Source organism: Streptomyces sp. NPDC002776 (genome assembly GCF_053592195.1).
In genome coordinates, this window is sequence record NZ_JBSFVG010000023.1 from 14,043 (window position 1) to 35,255 (window position 21,213).

Consider the following 21,213-nt stretch of genomic DNA (forward strand, 5'->3'; position numbering starts at 1 on the left):
AAGTACCTCCGGCGGGGGTGGCGTGAAAGTCGTACCCCGCCGCAGGTACCCCTCTGAACCGGGACGAATCAGCCCCGGTCGCCCACTCGGGCGGCCATGTTCCCCGCGGGATGGCGGTTGTCGTGGATGAGCTGGTGGGCGAGGCCGATCTCCTCGAAATCGAAGGTCCGGGACAAACACGGGTCGATGACGCCCTGGTCGATCAGCCGGGTGATCTCCCGTGCCTCGCGGGCGGTGGCGACGTGCGAGCCCTGCAGGCGCTTCTGCCGCATCCACATGAAGCGCAGGTCTACGTCGCCGTTGTAGCCGGTAGTGCCGCCGCACAGGACGACCATGCCGCCGTTGTCACACAGGTACAGGGACGTGGGGATGGTGTCGGCGCCGGAGTGCTCCAGCACGATGCGCGGGCTGCGGCGCTCGCCGAGCACCTCCCAGAAGGCCCGTCCGAAGGCGCGGGCCCCCGACAGCCAGCGGCCCATCGCCTCGTCGTCGGAGGTGTCCGGCAGCCGCCCCCAGTGGTCGAACCGCCGCCGGTCGATCCAGCCCTCCGCGCCCAGCTTGAGGCAGAACTCGCCGCGCTCCTCGCTGGAGACGACCGCGACGGGGATGCCGCCGACGTGCCGCACCAGCTGGATGGCGATGCAGCCGAGGCCGCCTGCGCCGCCCCAGATCAGCACCGGATCACCAGGGCGCACGGTGTGCGGGGACCAGCCGAACAGCTGGCGGTAGGCGGTGGCGGCGGTCGCCATGTAGCAGGCGGCCTGCGCCCAGGACAGCCGGACGGGCTTGGGGTGGAGCATGTAGTCGTCGACGACGGCGAACTGGGCGAAGGAGCCGTAGTTCTCCTCGTAGCCCCACACCCGCTGGCTGGTGGACCAGGTGGGGTCGCCGCCGAGGCGGATGTCCTCGGCCCTCTCGTCCCAGCGGTTGGCGAGGACGACGACCTCGTCGCCGAGCTTCACCCCGCGGACGTCCTCACCGACCGCCCAGACGATCCCGGACAGGTCGGAGCCGCCGATGTGGAAGTCCTCGGTGGCGCCCGCCTTCTGCCGGGCGGCGATCACGTCGAGCGGCTCACCCAGCGCCGCCCAGACGTTGTTGTAGTTGATGCCGGCGGCCATCACCTTCACCAGGACCTGGCCGCGGCCCACGGGCGGGACGTCGACCACCTCGGTACGGAAGGCGTCGACGGGTTGTCCGTAGCGCTCACGGCGGATGAGCGAGGCGTACATCTTCGTCGGGACGGTGCCGATCTCGGGCGCGTCCCCGAGTTCGTAGAGGTCCTGGGTCGTTCTCACGCTGGTTCTCCTCAACACTCAACACGGGTGCACGGGTTCACGGGTTCACGGGGGGTGTGGCGGTCCGGTCGCCGGGGCCGCGCAGGGCCTTGGCGACCGCCTCACCGATGCGGGCGATCGGTTCGGGTTCGGTCATCTCGTAGTGGCCGCAGGGCACGTGGTGGTCGTGGAGGGTGCCGTCGACGTAGGGCCGCCAGCTGTCGGCCTTGCCGGGCAGCACCGCCAAGTCCGCCGGGAAGTCGGTGGGCTGCTCCTCGGCGGCGCTGAAGAACAGCACGTCACCGCGGTAGACGCCGGGGGTGAACTGGGGTGCGATGCGCAGGTTGTTGCGCATGACGGCGGCGATGGCGGCGGCCTCGGCGCGGGTGACCGGCACACTCGCCGGGTCGGCAAGGACGCGAGCGTCGATCCGCTCCAGGACGCTCTCCACGGCTGCCTCCGCGTCGACGGGGAGACCGGCCACCCGCGACAGCAGCGCCGCCACCTGGCGTTCGGCCGCGTCGGGGTCGTGGGCGGTGCCGTGCGGCTGGGGGGCGTCGAGCAGGGCGAGGAGTTCGACGCGCTCGCCGTCGCGCTGGAGGGCGCAGGCCATGGCGTGGGCGACGAATCCGCCGTAGGACCAGCCCAGCAGCCGGTACGGACCGTGCGGCTGCACCTGGCGCACCAGGTCGAGGTAGTGGGCGACCATGGCGGCGGCGTCCGGCGCGGGCGGCCGGGTGCCGTCGTGGCCGGCCGCCTGGATGCCGTAGACGGGCTGGTCGCCGCCGAGGTGGGGCAGCAGACCGGTGTAGCGCCAGGAGACGCCGGCGCCGGGGTGGACGCAGAACAGGGGCGTGGCGGTGCCCTCGGCGCGCAGCGGCAGCAGCGGTCCGAGCGCGGTGGGGGCGGTCCGCTGCGCCTCCCCGTCCTGCTCGTCGGCGGCGGCGAGGACTCCGGCCACGGTGGGCGCGGCCAGCAGGGCCGCCGCCGCGACGTCGAGGACACCGGCCTGGCGCAGCCGGCCCGCGAGCAGCACGGCGCGCATCGAGTCGCCACCGAGGTCGAAGAAGTTGTCGTGCAGGCCGATACCGCCGATGCCGAGGGTGTCCTCCCAGAGCCGGGTGACCTCCCGTTCGCGTGCGGTGCGGGGCGGTACGTGCTCCGTGGCCAGCCGGGGCCGCGGGGCGAGGCCGGAGGCGGTCTCTTCCGCGGCCGGAGTGTCGTCCGGGGCGGTGCGGGTGCCGGGGGCGTCGATCCAGTGGCGCCGGCGTTCGAAGGCGTAGGGGGGCAGCGGGGCCCGCCGGGGCGTCCCCGGCACCGCGGGCAGGGCGCTGTCCACGCCCACGCTCCACAGCCGTCCCAGCGCCTCGGCGAGGACGAAACCGTCGGACGCCTCGGCCTTGGCGTGCCGCATGGTGGTCACCGTCACCGGTGCCGCGTCGGCGAGCCGGCCGGTGGCGAGCCTGGTCAGGGTGTCGCCCGGCCCGATCTCCACGAGGACGGGATGCAGGCGGTCCCACAGGGCGGCAATGCCGTCGGCGAACCGCACGGTGTCGCGGGTGTGGTCGAGCCAGTGGCGTACGGAGGTGGCCTGGGCGTCGGTGACCCAGGTGCCGGTGACGTTGGTGACGTACGGGATGCGCGGCGGGCGCAGGGTGACCTGGCGCAGGTGGGTCTCGTAGGCGGGCAGGAGCGGGTCCAGGACGTGGGAGTGGGCGGCGGCGGGGATGCGCAGGCGGCGGAACGGGACGTCCCGGCGGGTCAGTTCGGCCTCGAAGCGTTCGACGGCGTCGAGGTGTCCGGCGACGGTGCAGGCGCCGGGTGCGTTGACGGCGGCCAGGGACAGGCCGTCGTCGAGCAGCGGGCGGATCTCCTCGGCCGGGGCGGCGACGCCGACGGTGGCGCCGCCGGCCGTGCTGATGAGGCGGATGCGTTCGGTGACCAGGGGCAGCATGTCCGCCAGGTCGATGACCCCGGCCAGGCAGGCGGCCGTGTACTCGCCGAGCGAGTGGCCGATCAGCGCGTCGGGGCGGACGCCCGACTCGGTGAGGGTGCGGGCCAGGGCGTACTCGGTGACCACGAGCCCGAGGAACGCGGCGGTGTCGTCGGGCCGCCGCTCCTCGAAAAGGGCGGTGCGCACGTCGGCGCCGAGGACGGGCCGCAGGATGCGGGCGCACTCGTCGACGGTGTCGCGGTAGACGGTGTCGTCGCGGTACAGCTCCGCGCCCATGCCCGGGTACTGGGTGCCGCCGCCCGGCAGCAGGAACGCCACGCGGGCCGGGTCGTCGGAGAGCGGCGGGGTGGCGGGGGCCGCGGAGCGCAGCGCGTCGAGGGCCTCGTCGCGGGAGGCCGCGGTGACGGTGAGGCGGTGGCGCAGCGCCGGCCGGTCGGTGCGCAGGGAGTGCGCCACGTCGTCCAGGCGCAGGTCCGGGCGGCGTTCGAGGTGCCGGGCGAGTGCCTGGGCCTGGCCGCGCAGGGCGCCCGCGGTGCGCGCGGACAGCGGCAGCACCAGGCGGCGGCCGTCCTCGGGCGGGCGGGGGGTGCCGGGGGCGGTGGGCGGGGCCTCCTCCAGGATCACGTGGGCGTTGGTGCCGCCGATGCCGAAGGCGCTGACGGCGGCTCTGCGGGGGTGGTCGCCCTCGGGCCAGTCCTGAAGTGCGGTGGGCACGCGGAACGGGCTCGCGTCGAAGTCGATGAGCGGGTTGGGGCGGTCGAAGTGCAGGCTCGGCGGGATCTGCCGGTGTTCCAGGGCCAGGACGGCCTTGATGAGTCCGGCGATGCCCGCGGCGGCGCCGAGGTGGCCGATGTTGGTCTTCACCGAGCCGAGGGCGCAGAAGCCGGTCCGCCGGGTGCTGTGCCGGAACGCCTCGGTGAGCGCGGACACCTCGATCGGGTCGCCGAGCTTGGTGGCGGTGCCGTGCGCCTCGATCAGGCCGATGGTGCCGGCGTCGACCTCCGCCTGGGCCTGCGCGGCGAGGATCACCTCGGTCTGTCCGGCGGCGCTGGGCGCGCTGAAGCCGACCTTGCGGCGGCCGTCGTTGTTGACGGCGCTGCCGCGGATGACGGCGCGGATGCGGTCGCCGTCGGCGAGGGCGTCCTCCAGCCGCTTGAGCACGACGGCCCCGACGCCGTCGCCGGAGGAGGTTCCGGCGGCGTCGGCGGCGAAGGCGCGGCAGTGGCCGTCGGGCGAGAACGGTCCGTCGGGCACGTGGCGGTAGCCGAGCGCGGCCGAGGGGTTGAGGGAGACGGCGGCGGCGAGCGCGGTGTCGCAACGGTGGTCCAGCAGGTCCTGGCAGGCGGTGTGCACGGCGACCAGCGCGGTGGAGCAGGCCGTCTGGAGGGACACGCTCGGTCCGGTGAGGCCGAGTTCGTAGGAGACGCGGGTGGCGAGGGTGCCGAGGGAGTTGGCGGTGGCCGCGTGGACCAGCTCCACCGAGCCGGGCTGCCCTGCGAAGCGCGGGTGCACGTGGGCCGGGTAGTAGCGGCTGTCGCCCGCGCCCGCGTAGACGCCGAACGCCTCGGCCGTACGGTCGCCGCCGAGGCAGCCCGCGTCCTCCAGGGCGTGGTAGGCGGTCTCCAGCAGCAGCCGCTGCTGCGGGTCGACGACGGCGGCCTCGGCGGGGCTGTAACCGAAGAAGCCGGAGTCGAAGCGGTCGATGCCCTCGACGGCGGACACCATCCGGATCAGCGTGGGGTCGGCCAGGCCGCGCGGGTCGCCGCCGGCGGCGAGGTACTCCTCGTCGGTGACGGGCCGGATCGCCTCCCGCCCGGCCGCGAGGTTCTCCCAGAAGGCGTCGAGGTCGTCGGCGCCGGGGAAGCGGCCCGCCATGCCGATGACGGCGACGGCGGGGAACTCGGGGAACTCCTCGTCGTGGGGTGCGCTGGTGTCGTGCACGGCCTGTGCCTCGTCCTCTCCCGGCTCGGTGGTGTGCAGCGTGGGCTTCGCCCGGTCGTCTCGGGGCTCGGTGGTGTGCGGCGTGGGCTTCGCCCGGTCGTCTCGGGGCTCGGCGGGGTGTGGGGTGGGCTTCGACCGGTCGTCGTACGGCTGGGTGCGGCGCGGCTGGGGCTGCGTCCGGTCGTCGTACGGCTGGGTGGAGCACGGCTGGGGCTGCGTCCGGTCGTCGTACGGCTGGGTGGGGTGCCGCGTGCCGCTCGGCCTGTCAGGCACGGTCCCGGTCCTTGCCCTGCCGTGCGGTGCGGCGCGCGCGGGCGGCGCGTTGCCGCTGTGCCTGCTCCCTGGCGCGGTCCAGGCCGTCGGCCTCCTGCCGTGGCGGCTGTTCGGCGACCGCCGGGGCACCGGCCCCCGCGGCCGACAGGTGGCGGGCCAGGTCCCGGACCGTGGGGTGGGCGAACAGGTCGACCACCGACAGGTCGGTGCCGAAGGCGCGGTTGACGGCGGTCTGGGCGGTGACGAGGAGCAGCGAGTTGCCGCCCAGGTCGAAGAAGTTCTCGTCCCGGCCCACCCGGTCGCGGCCCAGCACGCCGCACCACACCTCGGCGAGCCGGTTCTCCAGCCGCCGCAGTTCCTCCCCCGCCTCCGCCTCGTCCGGGCGTGCGGTGGTACCCGCCGAGCGCAGCGTCCACGTGTCGTCCGACAGCTCCGCCGCGCGGGCGCCGTCGGCCGCCGCGCGGTACAGGGCGCCCAGGTCGGTGCCGTCCTCCAGGCCGACGCGGGCGGCCAGGCGCCGCGTCTGGCGCACGGGGGCGACGACGTGGCTGCGGACCCAGGGGGCGGTGCGGTCGGCGCCGATGAGCAGGTGCGGTTCGTCCAGCGTGCGGGCCACGTCGAACGAGCGCAGCGCGGCGGGCGCGTCGAGCAGCCGGTAGCCGCGGGCCTCGGTGAGGGCGGTGAGCCCGTAGCCCCGGCTCATGCCGCGTTCGCGCCACATGCTCCACGCCAGCGACTGCGCGGACAGGCCGAGGCTCCGGCGGTACCGGGCGAGGGCGTCCAGGTAGGCGTTGGCGGCGGCGTAGGCGGCGTTCATGGCGCCGCCGAAGAAGCCGTTCACCGAGGAGAAGGTGACGAAGGAGGTGACCGGGTGGTCGGCGGTGAGCCGGTGCAGCGTCCACGCGCCGCTCGTCTTCGCCGCGAGGGCCCGGCGCCAGGTGGCGGCGTCCAGTTCGCCCACGGGGCGTTCGACGAGCGCCCCCGCCAGGTGCAGCACGGACGACAGGGGCGCGCCCCACGCCTCGGCGGCGGCCTCCACCGCAGCCCGTACCTGGTGTTCGTCGGTGACGTCGGCGCGGGCGTAGCGGACCTCGCCCAGCTCGCGCAGGCGGGCAAGGCCCTCGGCCTCGGATTCCGGTGTGCGGCCCGTGATCAGGAGCCGGGTGCCGGGGGTGCGCAGCAGATGGGCGGCGAGCTCGGCGCCGACGCCGCCCAGGCCGCCGGTGAGCAGCGCGAAACCGTCATGGGCGGGCGGCTCGGCGCGGGACGGGGTGTCGGGCAGGGCGGCGAGGCGGCGTGCATAGCGGTGTCCGTCGCGGTACGCCACCTCTGCGCCGTCCGCGGTGACGGTCGCCTCGGCCGTCAGCAGGGCCAGCGGGTCCGTGCCGTCGTCCGGCGGGAGGTCGAGGTGCGTGCCACGCAGCCAGCCGAACTCCTCGGCCAGCGACTTGAGCAGCGCGCCCGCCATGGCGTGGGCCGGGGACGGGCGGTCGCCGGAGCGTACGGCCTGGGCGCCCGCCGTCACATACACGAGGTCGACGGGGCGCTGCCGGCCGGGCCGGGCGGCGAGGGCGCGGGCGAAGGCGAGCAGTTCCTGCGCACCGGTCGTGTCCCACGGCGCCGTCCGCGGAGCACGGGGGCCGCGCAGCCCGTCGAGGTGGAGGACGGCGTCGACCGGCCGCCGGTCGTCGTCCAGCCGCCGCAGCAGCTCGGCGTAGTCGGCTTCCTCGGCGGGCCGCAGGCGGTGGTGCGCGGCGTCGAGCCGGGTGTACGACGTCCCTTCACCGACCACGGTGCACAGGCCTCCGCCGGACCGCAGTACGTCGGCGAGCCGTTCCGCGAGCCGCTGGACCCGGGGGTCGCGGCCGGTGAGGAGGAGGGTGTGCCGGCCGGGCGGCGTCGTCCGGGCCCGGGGGCGTTCCGTGCGCTGCCACACCGGCCGCAGGAACCAGTCGGGGACGGTCGCGGCGGTGCCCAGCAGCAGCTGGGTCCGGCGGACCTCGTCGTCGAAGGCGCCCGCCTCGAAGCTCTTGCGGAGCCTGGTGCGCTGGATCTTGCCGATCTCGGTCTTGGGGATCGCGTCCCGCCCGACCGGGATGAGGAAGGCCGGGCTGACGCCGATCTCCCGGGTCACCTTCCCGGCGATCTCACGCAGGGCACCGGGGGTGACCTCCTCGGTGACGTGGAAGAAGAGCGCGAGTTCGTCGGTGGGCGACGACGGATCGGAGCGCACCGCGACGGCGGCGGTGAAGCTGCGCTCCACGTAGGGCAGTTCCTCGACGCACGCCTCTATCTCGTGGCTGTAGTGGTTGACGCCGTTGACGATGATGACGTCCTTGGCGCGGCCGGTGATGTACAGCTCACCGTCGCGCAGGTACGCCAGGTCGCCGGTGTCGAACCAGCCGTCCTCGGTGAACGCCTCCGCGTTGGCGCCCGGGTTGTCGTGGTAGCCGCCGGTCACGGAGGTGCCGCGGACCTGGAACCGGCCCGCCTCGCCCTCCGTGAGGAGTGTGCCCTGCTCGTCGACGATCCGCATGGCGAACCCGGGGTAGGGCAGGCCGCAGCTCACGAACGTCCCCTCGCCGGGGACGGGTTCGGCGGGCAGGACGGCGTCGGTGACCACGGAGCAGGTCTCGGACATACCCCAGCCGGGGTGCATCACGTCCTGCGGCAGGCCGAACGGTTTCAGCGTGTGCAGGAACCGGCGGGCGGCCGGGGCCACGATGACCTCGCCGGCGTTCATCACCAGCCGCATCGGCGACAGGTCCCAGGTGCGGCCGGTGAAGCGGTGGGAGTGCTCGGCAAGGAGTCCGAAGGCGAAGTTGGGCGCCCAGGTGACGGTGACCCGGTGCCGGTCGGCGAGGTCCATCCAGCGCGGCGGGTCCTGGAGGATGTAGGAGGTGGGGGCGTGGATCTGGCGGCAGCCCAGGTACACGTCGCGCAGGTGGAACATCACCACGCCGGTGACGTGGTCGAGGGGGATCCAGTTCAGGGAGACGTCGTCCGCGCCGAGGCCGTTCAGCTGCTCGGTGGCGGCGGAGCGGGTCAGGACGTTGCGGTGGGTGAGGCGCACCGCCTTGGGCAGGCCGGTGCTGCCGGACGTCATCAGCATCAGCATCAGGTCGTCCGGTGCGGCGGGGTGCCAGTCGTGGTCCTCGGGCGCCTCGCGCAGCGCGTCGGCCGTGGTGAGCCGCAGGCCGGGCCAGTCCTGGCGGGCGGCGACCGCGCGCAGCCCGGCCTCGCGGCCGGCGGAGCACACGATCCAGGGCCGGCCGAGCATCCGCCAGATGCCCTCCAGCTTGGCCAGGGCCGCCGACGGGGTGTCGTAGGTGGCGGGGACGGTCAGCGGGACGGCGACGAAGCCGCCGAGGACGCACCCCCACAGCACGGCGAGGAAGTCCTCCGTGGCGTCGCACTGGAGGATGACCTGGTCGCCGGGGCGCAGGCCCGCCCGGCGCAGACCGGCGAGCACGCGGGAGGCCTCGGGGATCAGGGAGGCGTAGGTGCGCCGGTGTTCGCTGCCGTCGGCGTGGACGTGGACGATGTCGCCCCGGTCCTGTGCGGCTGCGCGGCGCAGGGCCTCGGCCCAGCCCGGCACGGACGGCTCGGTGAGGGCGGGGCCCTCGCTGAGGGCCGGTACGGCGGAGGCGGCCTGGGTGCGGGCGGCGGGGGCGGCGTTCGTGGTGCGGTCGGGCAGGCCGGTGTGGCGGCGTTCCAGTTCCTCGGGGGTGTTCTCCACCGTCACGTCGGCCGTGGTGACGCCCGGGATCTGTGCCAGCCGCTCCCGCCAGGTGCCGGCGGCGGTGCGGTCGATGGCGGGCAGGGCGTGCAGCGCCGCGGTGTCGACGGTGCCGTCCTCGGCGCGGGGCAGCGCGTTGACCGCCGTGACCCGGACGGTGCCGTGGCCCGCGCGGTCCAGGAGTTCCTCGACGCGTTCGGCGGCGTCCGCCCTCCCGGGGACCACGTACAGGCGCGTTGGGGTGCCGTCGGTGCCGGGCAGGGCGCGGGCGTCGCGGATGCCGGGCACGGACAGGGCCGCTTCCTCCAGTTCCGCTGGGTCGGCCGCGGCCGGGGCGGGGGTGCGCCCGGGGAGCGCGGGCAGCTCGCCGACGCGGGTGCCGGGCTCGGCGCTCACGGTGCGCAGGACGTCGTGCAGGGCGCGGGCGAACGCCTCGGCGGTGCCCGGGTCGTACAGGTCGGTGGCGTACTCGATGTGCAGGGTCAGGCCGTCGGGGGTGCCATCGGGGGTGTGGCGTTCCAGGACGTCCACGAAGAGGTCGAACTTGGCGGTGCCGGTGGCGGTGGGCCGCAGCTCTGCGCGTGTCCCGTCGAGTTCGAGCACGGCGGGTTCGTTGTTCTGCAGGGCCAGCATCACCTGGAACAGGGGGTGGCGGCCGGGTGTGCGGGGCGGGTTGAGGTCGTCGACCAGCCGGTCGAAGGGCAGGTCCTGGTGGTCCAGGGCGGCCAGGTCGGCGGTGCGCAGCCGGGCGATCAGGTCCCGGAAGGCGGGGTCGCCGGAGGTGTCGGCGCGCAGCACCAGGGTGTTGGTGATGAGCCCGATCAGGGGGTCGAGGGCGGGTTCGGTGCGGCCCGCGACGGGGGTGCCCAGGACGATGTCCTCGCCGGCGCCGCAGCGGGTGAGCAGGGCGCTGACGGCGGCGTGCAGCACCATGAAGAGGCTGGCGCCCTCGCAGTCGGCGAGGCTCAGCAGGCTGCGGTGCAGGTCGGCGCCGACGGTCGTCTCGACGTGCGCGCCGCCGCCGCGCGGTGCGGTGGGGCGGGGCCGGTCGCCGGGCAGGGTGCACTCCTCGGGCAGGCCGTCCAGGGCGGTGCGCCAGTGGGCGGTGAGCCGCTCCAGCCGCCCGGGGCCGTCCGGTCCGGGGGCGAGCAGGGCGCGCTGCCACAGCGCGTAGTCGGCGTACTGCGCGGGCAGCGGTGTCCAGTCGGGTGCCCGCCCGGCGCGGCGGGCCGCGTAGGCGGTGCTCAGGTCCTCGGCGAAGGGACGCAGCGACCAGCCGTCGGCGGCGCTGTGGTGCAGGACGAACAGCAGGGTGGAGCCCAGCAGCCAGACGGCGAGGGGGCTTTCGGCGGTGAGGTCGAAGCGGTAGCGCAGCGCGGCGGTGACGTGGGCGGCCGTCTCCGCGGCGGGGCAGTCGACGTGCCGCAGGACGGGGCGCAGTTCCCCCGGCGGCAGGATGCGCTGGTGGGGGACGCCATCGTTGTCGGCGATCACCGTCCGCAGGATCTCGTGCCGGTCGCAGAGGTCGCCGAGGGCCGCCCGGAGCGCGTCGGTGTCGACAGCGGCGTCGAGCGGGACGAGGAGCGGGATGTTGTAGGTGGCCGCTCCGTCGTCGAGCCGGTTCAGGAACCACATGCGTTCCTGGGCGTACGACAGCGGCACCCGCGCCGGGCGTTCGGCGGTGCCGAGGGCCGGGCGGGGCAGGGCGCCGTCCGCCGGTACGTCGAGCCGCCGGGCGAGGGCGTCGGGGGTCGGTGTCCCGAACAGGGCGGTGATGGGGATCTCGACGCCGGTCTCGTGCCGCAGGCGGGCCAGCAGACGGGTGGCGAGCAGGGAGTCGCCGCCGAGGTCGAAGAAGTTCACGTCGGTGCCCACGGTGTCCCGGGGCAGCTTCAGCACCTCCTCGAACAGGCGGCACACCAGGGCCTGCCGCGGTGTCCCGGGCCGGGTGCCGGTCGCGGCGGCGGTGAAGTCGGGGGCGGGCAGGGCCTCGACGTCGAGCTTGCCGTTGGCGGTCAGCGGCAGCGCGTCCACCGGGACGCAGGCGGCCGGGACCATGTGCTCGGGCAGGTGCGCGGCGGCGTGGGTGCGCAGTTCGGCGGGGCCGGCCGGTGCGTCGCCGGAGGGGACGGTGTAGGCGACGAGGTGCAGGGCGCCGTTGTCGGCGCGGCGGGGGACGACGGCGGCGCGGGTGACGCCGGGGTGGGCGGCGAGGACGGCCTCGATCTCGCCGGGTTCGACGCGGAAGCCGCGGAGCTGGATCTGCGCGTCGGCGCGGCCGAGGTAGTCGAGGGTGCCGTCGGGGCGGCGCCGGGCCAGGTCGCCCGAGCGGTACATGCGGGTGCCGGGCGGGCCGTAGGGGTCGTCGAGGAAGCGGCCGGCGGTCAGGTCGGGCCGGTTCAGGTATCCGGCGGCGACGCCGGGGCCGGAGACGTACATCTCACCGGTCGCGCCGGGCGGCACCGGGCGTCCCTGGGCGTCGAGGAGGTGGACGCGCAGGTCGGCGAGGGGGGTGCCGATCACGCTGCCGCGGCGCGGGTCGGTGAGGTCGGCGCGGGTGAGGCGGTGGTGGGTGACGTGCACGGTGGTCTCGGTGATGCCGTACATGTTCACCAGCGCGGGGCGGTCCAGGCCGTGCCGGTCGGCCCAGGGGCGCAGCCGCGCCGGGCGCAGGGCCTCGCCGCCGAAGACGACGTACCGCAACGCCCCGGTGCCGCCGCCGCGTTCGAGGTCGGCGTCGATGAGCTGCTCGAACGCGGAGGGCGTCTGGTTGAGGACGGTCACGCCCTCGCGGTGCAGCAGCTCCAGGAACTCCCGGGGGGAGCGGCTGACGGCGTACGGGACGACGACGACCCGGCCGCCGTGCAGCAGGGCGCCCCAGATCTCCCAGACGGAGAAGTCGAAGGCGTAGGAGTGGAACAGCGTCCACACGTCGTCGGCGCGGAAGTCGAGGTGCTCGGCCGCGGCGGCGAGGAGGCGGACGACGTTGGAGTGTGGGACGGGCACGCCCTTGGGGCGGCCGGTGGAGCCGGAGGTGTGGATGATGTACGCGGTGTCGGACGGGCTCACCGGCCCGTGCCGGTCGGCGTCGGTGAGGTCGGCGGCGGAGCGGCGGGCAAGGTCCGCGGCGACCTGCTCGTCGTCCAGGCGGACGACAGGCAGCGCGTCCCCGGCGAGGTGGGCGTGGGCGCCCTCGGTGACGAGGACGACGGGAGCGGCGTCCTCGACGACCAGCCGCAGCCGTCCGGCCGGGTGGCCGGGGTCGAGGGGCAGGTAGGCGGCGCCGGTCTTGAGGACGGCCAGCAGGGCGGGCAGCAGCCGCGTCCCGCGTTCCAGGGCGAGGGCCACCACCCGGCCCGGCCCGGCGCCGTGGTCGGTCAGCAGCCGGGCCAGACGGTTGGCCTCGGCGTTGAGCGCGGTGTACGTGAGCCGTTCGTCCCCGCAGGTGACGGCGGTCCGCTCGGGCCCGGCCGCCGCCCGCTCCTCGAACAGCTCGGTGAGGGTCCGCTCGGCCGGATACGTGTGGACGGGCGTGTCGCGGGGGTGCTCGCCCGGCAGCAGGACGTCCAGGTCGCCCAGCGGGGTCGTCGGGTCGGCCTCGGCCAGGCGGCGCAGCACCGTGAGGAACCGGTCCCGGTGCAGGGCGAGTTCGGCCTCCTCGTACAGGGCGGGGTTGGCGTCGAAGGCCAGCCACAGTCCCCCGGAGGAGGTGCCGGGCCGCACGGAGATCTGCAGGTCGTCGACGGCTCCGCCGGACAGGTGGTGCCAGGTGGTGGGGTGCCCGCCGAACACCGGGGACTCGTCGAACGGGACGATGTTGAGCACCGGCCCGTACAGCCGGCGTCCGGTGCCCAGCAGGCCCAGGTCGCGGCGGAGGAACTCGGCCCGGTACCGCTGGTGGCGGCGCAGCGCTTTCAGTTCGTCCGTGACGGTTGCCGCCAGCTTTGCGAGGGGCGTGTCCGGGGCGGCGGCCACGCGCAGCGGGAGGACGTCGGAGGCGGTGCCGGGGGTGCGCAGGGCGGCGCTGCCGAGGCGGCTCATGGTGGCGAGGCCGAGCACCAGGTCGCGGGCGCCGGTCATCCGGTGCAGATAGGCGGCGGTGGTGGTGGCCAGCAGGTCGGTGCGCCGGACGCCGAGACGGGCCGCGGCGGCGTCGAGAGCGCCGGTCTCGGCGGGTGTCAGCTCGGCCGTGCGGCGCAGGAAGGGCGTGGTGGGGGCGGCCGTGCGGGAGGTGAGCCGGGCGGGCTCGGGCAGGCCGGACAGGCGCCGCGCCCAGTGCTCGCGGTCGCGGGCGTACGCGTCGGAGGCGCGGTAAGCCGTCTCCTCCTCCTGGAGGCGGCTCACCGGCGCGAATCCGGCGGGGTCCGGCTCACGTCCCTCGGCCAGCGCGTTGTACGTGTCGGCCAGGCGCCGTCCGAGGAGCTTGTAGCTGTAGCCGTCGAGCAGGAGGTGATGGGCCCTCAGCAGCCAGAGGTGGCGGTCGGGGGCGAGGGTCAGCAGGGTGTGCGCGAACAGCGGGCCCTTCTCCAGGTCCACGGGCGTCGCGAGGTCGGCGCGGACGTGCGCCCACGCGGCGGCCTCAGGGTCCTCGGCGCCGCTGACGTCCGCGCGGTGCAGGGGCCAGTCGCCGGCGTCCGCGGCGGGGTGGCAGCGGGGCCCGTCGTCGGTGTCGGCGAACTTCAGGGCGAAGGTGTCGGCCTCACCGACGACGCGCCGCAGCGCGGTCTCGAACAGGCCGGTGTCGAGGGGGCCGTGGATCTCCACCGCCTCCGCCGTGTTGTACGCGGCGCTGTCCGGTGCGAGCCGTCCGGCGTACCAGAGGCCCTCCTGGGCCCCGGACAGCGGTCGACGTTCGTCCTCCTGGAGTGACATAGCACAACCCTCACGTGGCAAGCCGTAATGTCCCGGACGGCGAAGGCCCGGCCGGATCGGACGGGTGCGGCCACCGCTCCGTGCCGCCCGCGCGTGTCGGTACGCGCCGGGCGGGCCCACGGGTGGAAGGGCAGGTGGCACGCCGGGGATGGGGGCGATCACGTCACCCGGCCCCGGTCTTCCGGCACAGCACGGTGGGCCACCGCAACGGGCCGGGTCAAGCGGAACCCGGCTCTCCGGACGCAATTCAGGGGTTTCCCTGAAGAATGCGATGCCGGGGAGTGCACGGCGCCGCTCCCCCTTCCCGGCCGCCAACTTCTAGGGAAATCACGCGACTTCCCCGCACGCCGGGCTCCTCACTGGATTCGGCCACGCTCCGCCGTGCACTCTCAAAAGGCCCCCGCCCCCCGCGGACAGCCGCGGCGGCACACCGATTCCCGGGCCGTGGGAACCCCCGCGACGAACGACGGAAAGAAGGCTGACGGCATGCACCGTGCGCTGTGTCCGGTCGAGACGCTCTACGTGGGCCAGAGAAGCAGGGCCGTGCTCTCCTGCGCGCTGCGCGGCCCCGTGGACGCCGCCGCGCTGTCGGCCGCCTACGACGCCATGACCGAGGCCCACCCGGGGCTGCGGTCACGCATCGCGCAGGACGGCACGGGCCACGTCCTGCGCCTCCTGGACGAGGACGAACGGCCCCGTCTGACCACCCGGTCCGGCGACGGGGAGGAGGCCTACGCGGCGGAGCTGAACAGGCCCCTGCCGGTCGGGGGCCCGCTGAGCCGGGCCGTCCTGGTCAGCGCGCCGGACGGTGAGAGCCACCTGTTCGTCCTGGTGATCGACCACACCATCACCGACGGCCACAGCAGCATCGCCCTGCACAACGCCCTGTGGGACCGCTACCGGGCGCTGGTCGAGGGGGAACCCGCCGCCGAACCCGCCGCCTCCGGGCCGCGCTGGCCCGAGCCCGTCAGCCGGCTGCTGCCCCCGGCCGACGAGTCCGACACGGCGAAGTACCTCGATGGCCGCCTGGAGGACGTACGGCGGCACCCGGTCGAACTGGTGCCGTACGACGCCGCCACCGGCGACGGGACCGGCCCGCAGGGACGCATCGAGGTGCACCGGCTGACCCTGGACGCGGACCTCACCGCGCGGCTGCGCCGGACGGCACGCGACGCGGGCGTCTCCGTGCACGCGCTGATCGCCGCGGCCCTGCTGGCCGCGGCCCGGCAGCGCCTGGACGGCGACGGCCCCCGCACCCTCGGCTGCCTCTCCCCCGTCGACCTGCGCTCCCGGCTGACCCCGCCGGTGCCCGCCACCGCCCTGGTCCCCGCGGTCACCACCCACCTCCAGACCCTGGAGGTGGCCGGGGACTCCGAGCCACTGGAGCTGGCCCGTACCGTGCACGGCCGCCTGGCCGACTTCCTCGCCCGCGGCGACCAGTTCCACGAGATGCGCATCACCACGGAGATCCCTCGCACCCCCACGCTGCAACTGGCCACGGTGATCGCCACCAACATGGGCGTCGTCCCCGGCCCGCGGCTGCCGGACGGGCTGCGCGCGGTCGACGTGCGCCTGGTGCCTGCCCGCGAGCAGTACTTCCCGCAGGCGGGACGCAGCCCCGTCATGGCGTGCGTCGTCTCCTTCGAGGGCCGCCTCTCCATCGAACTCCCGCACTTCACGGCCTGCTTCAGCCCGGCCTTCATGCGGGCGTTCCGCGACGACGTACGCGGCGGCCTCCTCCGCTTCGCGACGGCGGCGGAGCCCGGGCCCGCCGACGCCGTCACGGCCTGAACACCTCCCCCCGCTCACGCTCCCCCGCCCGCCCGGCTGCCGTAAGGAGTCTCAGCCCGACATGTCCACCGTCAGCGAACTCCCCTCCCCCCTGACGCTGCTCCCCCGAGCCCAGGCGGGCGACGAGCACGCGATGAACCACCTGCTGACCGGCATCACCCCCTACGTCGCCCGGATCTGCCGCTCCATCACCCACGACGACGGCGCCGACGCCACACAGGAGGCGCTGCTCGCCATCTACCGCGGCCTGCGCTCCCTGCGCGAACCGGCGGCGTTCTACGGCTGGGTGCGCTCGGTGACGGTCCGCGAGGCCGTCCGCACCGCCAAGCGCTACGGCGAGGAACACAGCTGCTCCGAGCTGGAGTCGCGGCAGGAGGCGAACCCCCTGGACGCGGTGCACATCACCGATGTGCTGGAGCGGCTGTCCCAGGCGCACCGGCAGGTCCTCACCCTGCGGGCCTATGGGCTCAACGAGGAGGAGATGGCCGAGGTGCTCGCCCTGCCCCTGGGCACCGTCCGCTCTCGTCTCTTCCGCGCCCGCCGCCGCTTCCAGGAGGCGTGGCAGCCCTCGGCGGCGTGAGGCCGAGGGTGCCGACCCTCCGCACGCCGGCGGCCGTGGCGGTGTACGTGTGTCACCGCCACAGCCGCCGACCGGGCTCCGGGTGGGCCCGGTTCGTGCTACCGCACGCGTTCCGGGAGGACGCGCGGGGGCCACTGCCCGGCGGCGAACATCCCGAGCGCGTGCGCACGCGCCACCAGCGCGGGGCGGTTGGGCGCGTCGAACCTCCGCAGCATCTGCCCGACGCGGTACTCGATTCCCTGACGGCTCAGATAGAGCCGGGAGGCCAACTGCACGGTGGACTGGCCACTCGCGACCCCTTCCAGAACCTGCGCGTCGAGGGCGCTGAGCACCGGCCCGCCGGACACCCCGTCCGCGGTGCGGCGCAGAAAGACCACCACGCCGACCAAGGCGCCCGAGGGATTCCGGACGGCGACCCCGGTGATTTCCGCGTGGAATTCCCCACCGGTTCCGTCCCGGCCCGTCACGCTTTCCGTGAAGCGCGGACGACGCCCCGCGGAAAGGGCGGTGAACTGTTCTCGGAGCCGGGCGGGAACGGGTGAACGGAGAAGATCGAGAAGACCGTGTCCGCATATCTCGTCGGCGCTCAGGCCGAATTGCCGGGCGAATTCGGGTTCCGCGGCCGTGATGACCAGATCCCCCGGTGAGGCGTGGGCGATGCAGGCGCCCGCCGACGCGGCACCACGGGGCGCGCCGTTCCCGGCGGGTTCGCGGTGGGCGGGAGGAGCCGGGGTGGCGGCTTTCTTCTTGCGGGGCGAGGCGTCGGGGAAACTCGTGGTCGCCACGGACGTACCGTCCTTCTTCCTGCGCGTGGGGGGCTCGTGAGGGAGGGAAGGGTGAACGAACACGGAACGGACCGATGCGCTGTGCCTGGGTGTCGGCGAGCGCCCGGTGACGGCGGGTGTCACCTCGTCGGTGGCGGGGCCGGTGTCCGCGTCGTCCCGGGCGGGCCGACGGCGGGCGCCGGGCTCCCGGGAGGGATCAGGCTGGGCAGAGGGTGCGGCGCCGAGGCGGCCGGCAGGGGAACGGGGACGACACAGCGGATAACGTTGTCATGATCACTCGATCTCGGTGGTCGAACGCGGGCCCGGACGGAAGCTGGGCAGCACGAAAACCTCCACGGGGCGAAGAGGGGAATCGCAACAGGGGGAACGACGCATTCGAGATTAAGGGGCGGCCACTCCTGTGGCAAGGGTTGACCAAGTGACCTCGGCAACCCGTCAACTCCTTTACGATCGGGCCTTTTTCGGGCACCGGAAACCCCCAATACAAACATTCCCACGGAGCCGAACACCGCCTCTGAAACGGGCAGTTGACCTGCGCTTAATGGGATGTCGGCTCTTGCCGCACTCATAAAGCCCTGCAACTCCGCGCGCCCGAACGGGCAGGCCCGCACAGGGGCGGAGGCCGGAGAGGCCCCGCCGATCACGCCACGGAACCACAGGGCGAGGCAGTAGGGACACGCCTCGTCGGGCCGGACTGCGACGAGCGGTCCTGAACACGCGGAGTCCCTCAGCAAGGGCGGACGTGCGTGGACAGCGGCTCGCGCGTCCCGGCTACCCATGGGTCTATCAGCGATCCGGCTCCGGTCGCGTCCTCCCGTGCCTCTCGGGGACGAACGCCCGCGCAGGTCAGGGCCGTTGATCCCCGCGGTCACGGCCGAAGCGGAGCCGAACAGTCCTATGCGTGCTGCGAGAGGCTTGCCGGGTGCGTCCACGATGCGGGGCGTTGCGAACGCCGGTCGCCCGCCCGGTACTTGGCGGTGCCGGGGTAGCGTTGCTCGTATGGATCTCCACACCGTTGTTGAGCGCGCTCAACGCCTCAAGCAGCTGCACGCCGAGTACCAGCCGCTCGTGTTGCCGACCGTCTGGGACGTCTGGTCCGCGCGCACGGCAGTGGCCGCCGGGTTCCCCGCGCTGACGATCGGCAGCCATCCCCTCGCGGACTCCCGCGGGGCCGACGACCACGAGGGGCAGACCTTCGAGGAGGTCATAGCCGCCGTCAAGCCGATCGTCGCGGCGGTCGACGTCCCCGTGTCCGTAGACCTGGAGGCTGGGTACGGGCAGGAGCCCGCTGACATCGTCGCCGGGCTCATCGGGGCCGGCGCCGCGGGCCTCAACATCGAGGACACCGTCCACTCCGACGGCGGCCGCGTGCGCAGCACCCAGGAGCACGCCGCATTCGTGGGCGGCCTGCGCGCGGCGGCCGACGACGCGGGGGTCCCGCTCTGGGTGAACGGGCGCACCGACCTCTTCCTGCACGCGCAGGACGCCGCCGGCGTCCTCGACGAGGCGATCGAGCGGCTGCGGGCACTGGAACAGGCCGGTGCCGACAGTGTCTACCCGGTGGCCATCCAGGACGACGACGAGCTGCTCGCTGCCGTGACCGGCGCCGTCGGCGTTCCCGTGAACTCCACCGCCCATCCCGTCAAGCATGACCTCGAGCGTTTCCGCCGTCTTGGCGTCGGCCGGGTCACCTACGGCCCACTGCTGCAGTTCGCCCTGACGGACGCGATGACGGACATGCTCAAGCCCTGGGCGCCCTGAGAAGTCGGCCGAGCAGCCCGGCGAGTCCGCCGGTGTCCGTCACCCCACGGTGAGGGTGACGCGCGCCGCGGGCGCGCCGCGCTGTTCTCCCGGTCGGCTTCGGGACGTTTGCGGTCTGCCAGATCCCGCCCAGCTGACCACCCTCCCCCGAGCCCCACACGTCGGGAACGTGGTCGGCGCACCGTCGCAGGACGACCGCCGCGTTGATCCCGCTGAAGGCGACGCTGTGGCACAGCGCGACTCACAACAGACGGTGCTGCTGGAGGAGGCCTACGTCCGCAACGCCGCACGCTGGCACCGCCTTACGCCACAGAACCTCGACACAGTGCGCCCCAATCTGAGCCCTGACGTCGGCGCGGTCCTCGCCGCGCTGCCCGAGGAGGGCTCCGTGGAGCTCGTTTGGGAGGCGCAGGACGGGACGTTCAGCCATGCGATCGTCGACGACACTGCACCAGCAGCTCGCCGCCCTGGTGGCCGGCGCCCGGGCGGCCTGCGCCCTGCCTCTGTCCGTCGACGAACGCCACCCACTGCTCTGCGCCGTCCTGCCCGACAGCGACGGGGTGTTGGGCGCCCGGTGGTGACTCGCTTCGCACGGCGTGGGCCAGCCGGTGCTGTGCGTTGATGTTGTCCAGCCAGGCCAGGCGTGGGCTCGGTCACCCCGGTTGCGACTGAGCACCCTGTAGGGCAGCGGGACGGGAGTGGCTCCTGCTCGAGGTGCCGGGCAGTCCGGCCTCGGCGTGCGGCTCGTTCGGTGTCGGAACTCGTCACTATGCTCCAGTGCCATGACCAGTGATCTGGGGTTCACCTGCTCGTACTGCGAGGCCCACCACTCCGAGCTGCCGATGAACTACTCGGCCGAGGCTCCGGCTGTGTGGGATCCGGCATTCGCCGACGCCGACGACTGCCTGCTCTCCTCGGACCAATGCGTGGTCCATGCGCAGCACTACTTTGTGAAGGGCATGATCGAGATACCGATCGTCGGTAGCGACGAGGTGTTCTCCTGGGGTGTCTGGGTCTCGCTCAGCCGCGAGAACTTCTCCCGCTCGGCGGACCTGTGGGACACGCTCGGCCGGGAGGCCGAGAAGCCGTACTTCGGCTGGCTGACCACCGATCTGCCGGTCTATTCGTCCACGACGCTCAATCTCAAGACCCACGTCCACACCCGCCCGGTTGGTGAGCGCCCCTACGTCGAACTGGAGCCCACCGACCATCCCCTCGCTGTCGAACAGCGCGCGGGGATCACCCTGGACCGCGTGCGGGAGATCGCGGAGGCCGTGCTCCACTCCGGCAGCAGCGAGGAGAAGTGATGGCCAGTGCATGGGTGTCGCCGATCCCGGTCGCGCCGTCCGGCCTGAGCCGCAGAGCCCAGAGGTTCGTCGAGGTGGACGGCATCCGTGTCCCCGTGCAGGACATCCGACGCCACCAGGACGCCTGGGTCGGGCACGGGACCCCCGCAGCGGAGATCCACCGGGCCGCGGAATTTCAGGACCGCTGGGGCGGCCTTGCCCTGCCGCCGGCCCCGTTCTACGAGGGCGGCCCGCGCATCCTGGACGCCAACCATCCCGAGCGCTCGGCGACAGAGGGCTGGTCAGTCCCGGCCGGAAGCGGTCGGGTGTCCATGGCCTACGCATTTATGATCGGGCCTGAAGGCGAGTTCGGAATTGATGCCAACCGCTGGACACCTCTGCACGCCAACACAGACGGATGGGTGGAGTCCCTGGCGCTCGCCTCCCATGCCGGACGCTGGGCCAAAACCGTCACCAAGATCAGGGGCAAGGCCGTCGAGTCCCTGGACCTCGGCGGGTACGAGCCGGTACCTGAAGTACAGGGCCTGACCGACACGTGGTGGCGAGGCGAGGACTCGCTGATCGCCCTCTACCGCGGCGAAGCTGTCGGCCTTGACGCACCACAATGCCTTGAGGCTCACCTCTACGGAGGCCTCGACGAGTGGGGCCTCCACGGCGGATAGCCGCTCGCCAACGCCTCCGGATCTGAGCATCCAGTTGGGCAGACGGGCCAACTATGACGCTCAGTCACACCAGCGCAGCTTGCGAACGGCCGCCGTTCTTTGCGAGCTCAGCCGCCATTGCAGTCAGGCCGCCGCCGAGAGTGATGGTTGCCTAACGGGTTCTTGTCCGATCACAAAGTGGTTGGCCGATTTCAGGGGTCTGTCACTTCGGCGGTACTGCACCTGCGAGATTCGCCCGACCGACTGGCCGGAACAGCACATAGCAGATGGG

The 21,213-nt window shown here is 73.7% G+C and carries 10 protein-coding genes; 6 read left to right on the forward strand and 4 right to left on the reverse strand.

Annotated features, from left to right (window positions below):
* Positions 1-68: 68 nt before the first annotated feature.
* From ccrA to ACWD11_RS31515, 3 genes are read right to left on the reverse strand one after another with little or no spacing between them, the layout of a single operon-like run.
* Positions 69-1,298 (reverse strand): crotonyl-CoA carboxylase/reductase, encoded by a 1,230-nt coding sequence (ccrA, locus tag ACWD11_RS31505; RefSeq protein ID WP_389421115.1) that lies wholly within the window; start codon positions 1,296-1,298, stop codon positions 69-71.
* 37 nt (positions 1,299-1,335) lie between these two features.
* A complete protein-coding gene (locus ACWD11_RS31510; protein WP_451287102.1) occupies positions 1,336-5,445 on the reverse strand; it encodes an alpha/beta fold hydrolase in 4,110 nt (1,369 codons plus the stop codon).
* On the reverse strand, positions 5,438-14,056 hold the full coding sequence (locus tag ACWD11_RS31515) for an amino acid adenylation domain-containing protein (RefSeq protein WP_451287104.1): 8,619 nt from the start codon (positions 14,054-14,056) through the stop codon (positions 5,438-5,440). Before ACWD11_RS31515 ends, ACWD11_RS31510 begins: the two co-directional genes overlap by 8 nt.
* Positions 14,057-14,542: 486 nt before the next feature.
* Between ACWD11_RS31515 and ACWD11_RS31520 the strand changes: the two genes are divergently transcribed.
* Together ACWD11_RS31520 and ACWD11_RS31525 are read left to right on the forward strand one after the other, a co-directional pair.
* Entirely contained in the window at positions 14,543-15,847 is a 1,305-nt protein-coding gene (locus ACWD11_RS31520; protein WP_451287106.1) for a phthiocerol/phthiodiolone dimycocerosyl transferase family protein, read from the forward strand.
* Positions 15,848-15,908: 61 nt separating this feature from the next.
* Positions 15,909-16,427: an RNA polymerase sigma factor gene (locus tag ACWD11_RS31525; RefSeq protein ID WP_451287108.1), complete on the forward strand. Its 519-nt coding sequence runs from the start codon at positions 15,909-15,911 to the stop codon at positions 16,425-16,427.
* Between the two features lie 98 nt (positions 16,428-16,525).
* On the opposite strand, the gene ACWD11_RS31530 is transcribed toward ACWD11_RS31525, so the two are convergent.
* Positions 16,526-17,212, reverse strand: a complete 687-nt coding sequence (locus tag ACWD11_RS31530; protein ID WP_451287110.1) for a PAS domain-containing protein — start codon at positions 17,210-17,212, stop codon at positions 16,526-16,528.
* A 999-nt stretch (positions 17,213-18,211) separates the two neighbouring features.
* On the opposite strand from ACWD11_RS31530, the gene ACWD11_RS31535 reads away from it, so the two are divergent.
* The 4 genes from ACWD11_RS31535 to ACWD11_RS31550 all read left to right on the forward strand — a co-directional run bounded on the left by ACWD11_RS31535 (position 18,212) and on the right by ACWD11_RS31550 (position 20,942).
* A complete protein-coding gene (locus ACWD11_RS31535) occupies positions 18,212-18,973 on the forward strand; it encodes an isocitrate lyase/PEP mutase family protein (protein ID WP_451287112.1) in 762 nt (253 codons plus the stop codon).
* Positions 18,974-19,401: 428 nt separating this feature from the next.
* The gene (locus ACWD11_RS31540; protein ID WP_451287114.1) at positions 19,402-19,554 is read left to right on the forward strand and encodes a hypothetical protein; all 153 of its coding nucleotides are present in this window, start codon (positions 19,402-19,404) and stop codon (positions 19,552-19,554) included.
* A 261-nt stretch (positions 19,555-19,815) separates the two neighbouring features.
* Complete coding sequence (locus ACWD11_RS31545; protein WP_451287207.1) at positions 19,816-20,280, forward strand: DUF2199 domain-containing protein; 465 nt, start codon at positions 19,816-19,818, stop codon at positions 20,278-20,280.
* Positions 20,280-20,942: a hypothetical protein gene (locus ACWD11_RS31550; protein ID WP_451287116.1), complete on the forward strand. Its 663-nt coding sequence runs from the start codon at positions 20,280-20,282 to the stop codon at positions 20,940-20,942. Before ACWD11_RS31545 ends, ACWD11_RS31550 begins: the two co-directional genes overlap by 1 nt.
* Positions 20,943-21,213 lie beyond the last annotated feature (271 nt).

Bases quoted from the DNA above. Each gene is read 5' to 3' on its own strand.
- ACWD11_RS31515 (WP_451287104.1), bottom strand. From the start codon at position 14,056: ATGTCACTCCAGGAGGACGAACGTCGACCGCTGTCCGGGGCCCAGGAG.
- ACWD11_RS31520 (WP_451287106.1), top strand. From the start codon at position 14,543: ATGCACCGTGCGCTGTGTCCGGTCGAGACGCTCTACGTGGGCCAGAGA.
- ACWD11_RS31525 (WP_451287108.1), top strand. From the start codon at position 15,909: ATGTCCACCGTCAGCGAACTCCCCTCCCCCCTGACGCTGCTCCCCCGA.
- ACWD11_RS31535 (WP_451287112.1), top strand. From the start codon at position 18,212: ATGGATCTCCACACCGTTGTTGAGCGCGCTCAACGCCTCAAGCAGCTG.
- ACWD11_RS31540 (WP_451287114.1), top strand. From the start codon at position 19,402: ATGCGATCGTCGACGACACTGCACCAGCAGCTCGCCGCCCTGGTGGCC.
- ACWD11_RS31545 (WP_451287207.1), top strand. From the start codon at position 19,816: ATGAACTACTCGGCCGAGGCTCCGGCTGTGTGGGATCCGGCATTCGCC.
- ACWD11_RS31550 (WP_451287116.1), top strand. From the start codon at position 20,280: ATGGCCAGTGCATGGGTGTCGCCGATCCCGGTCGCGCCGTCCGGCCTG.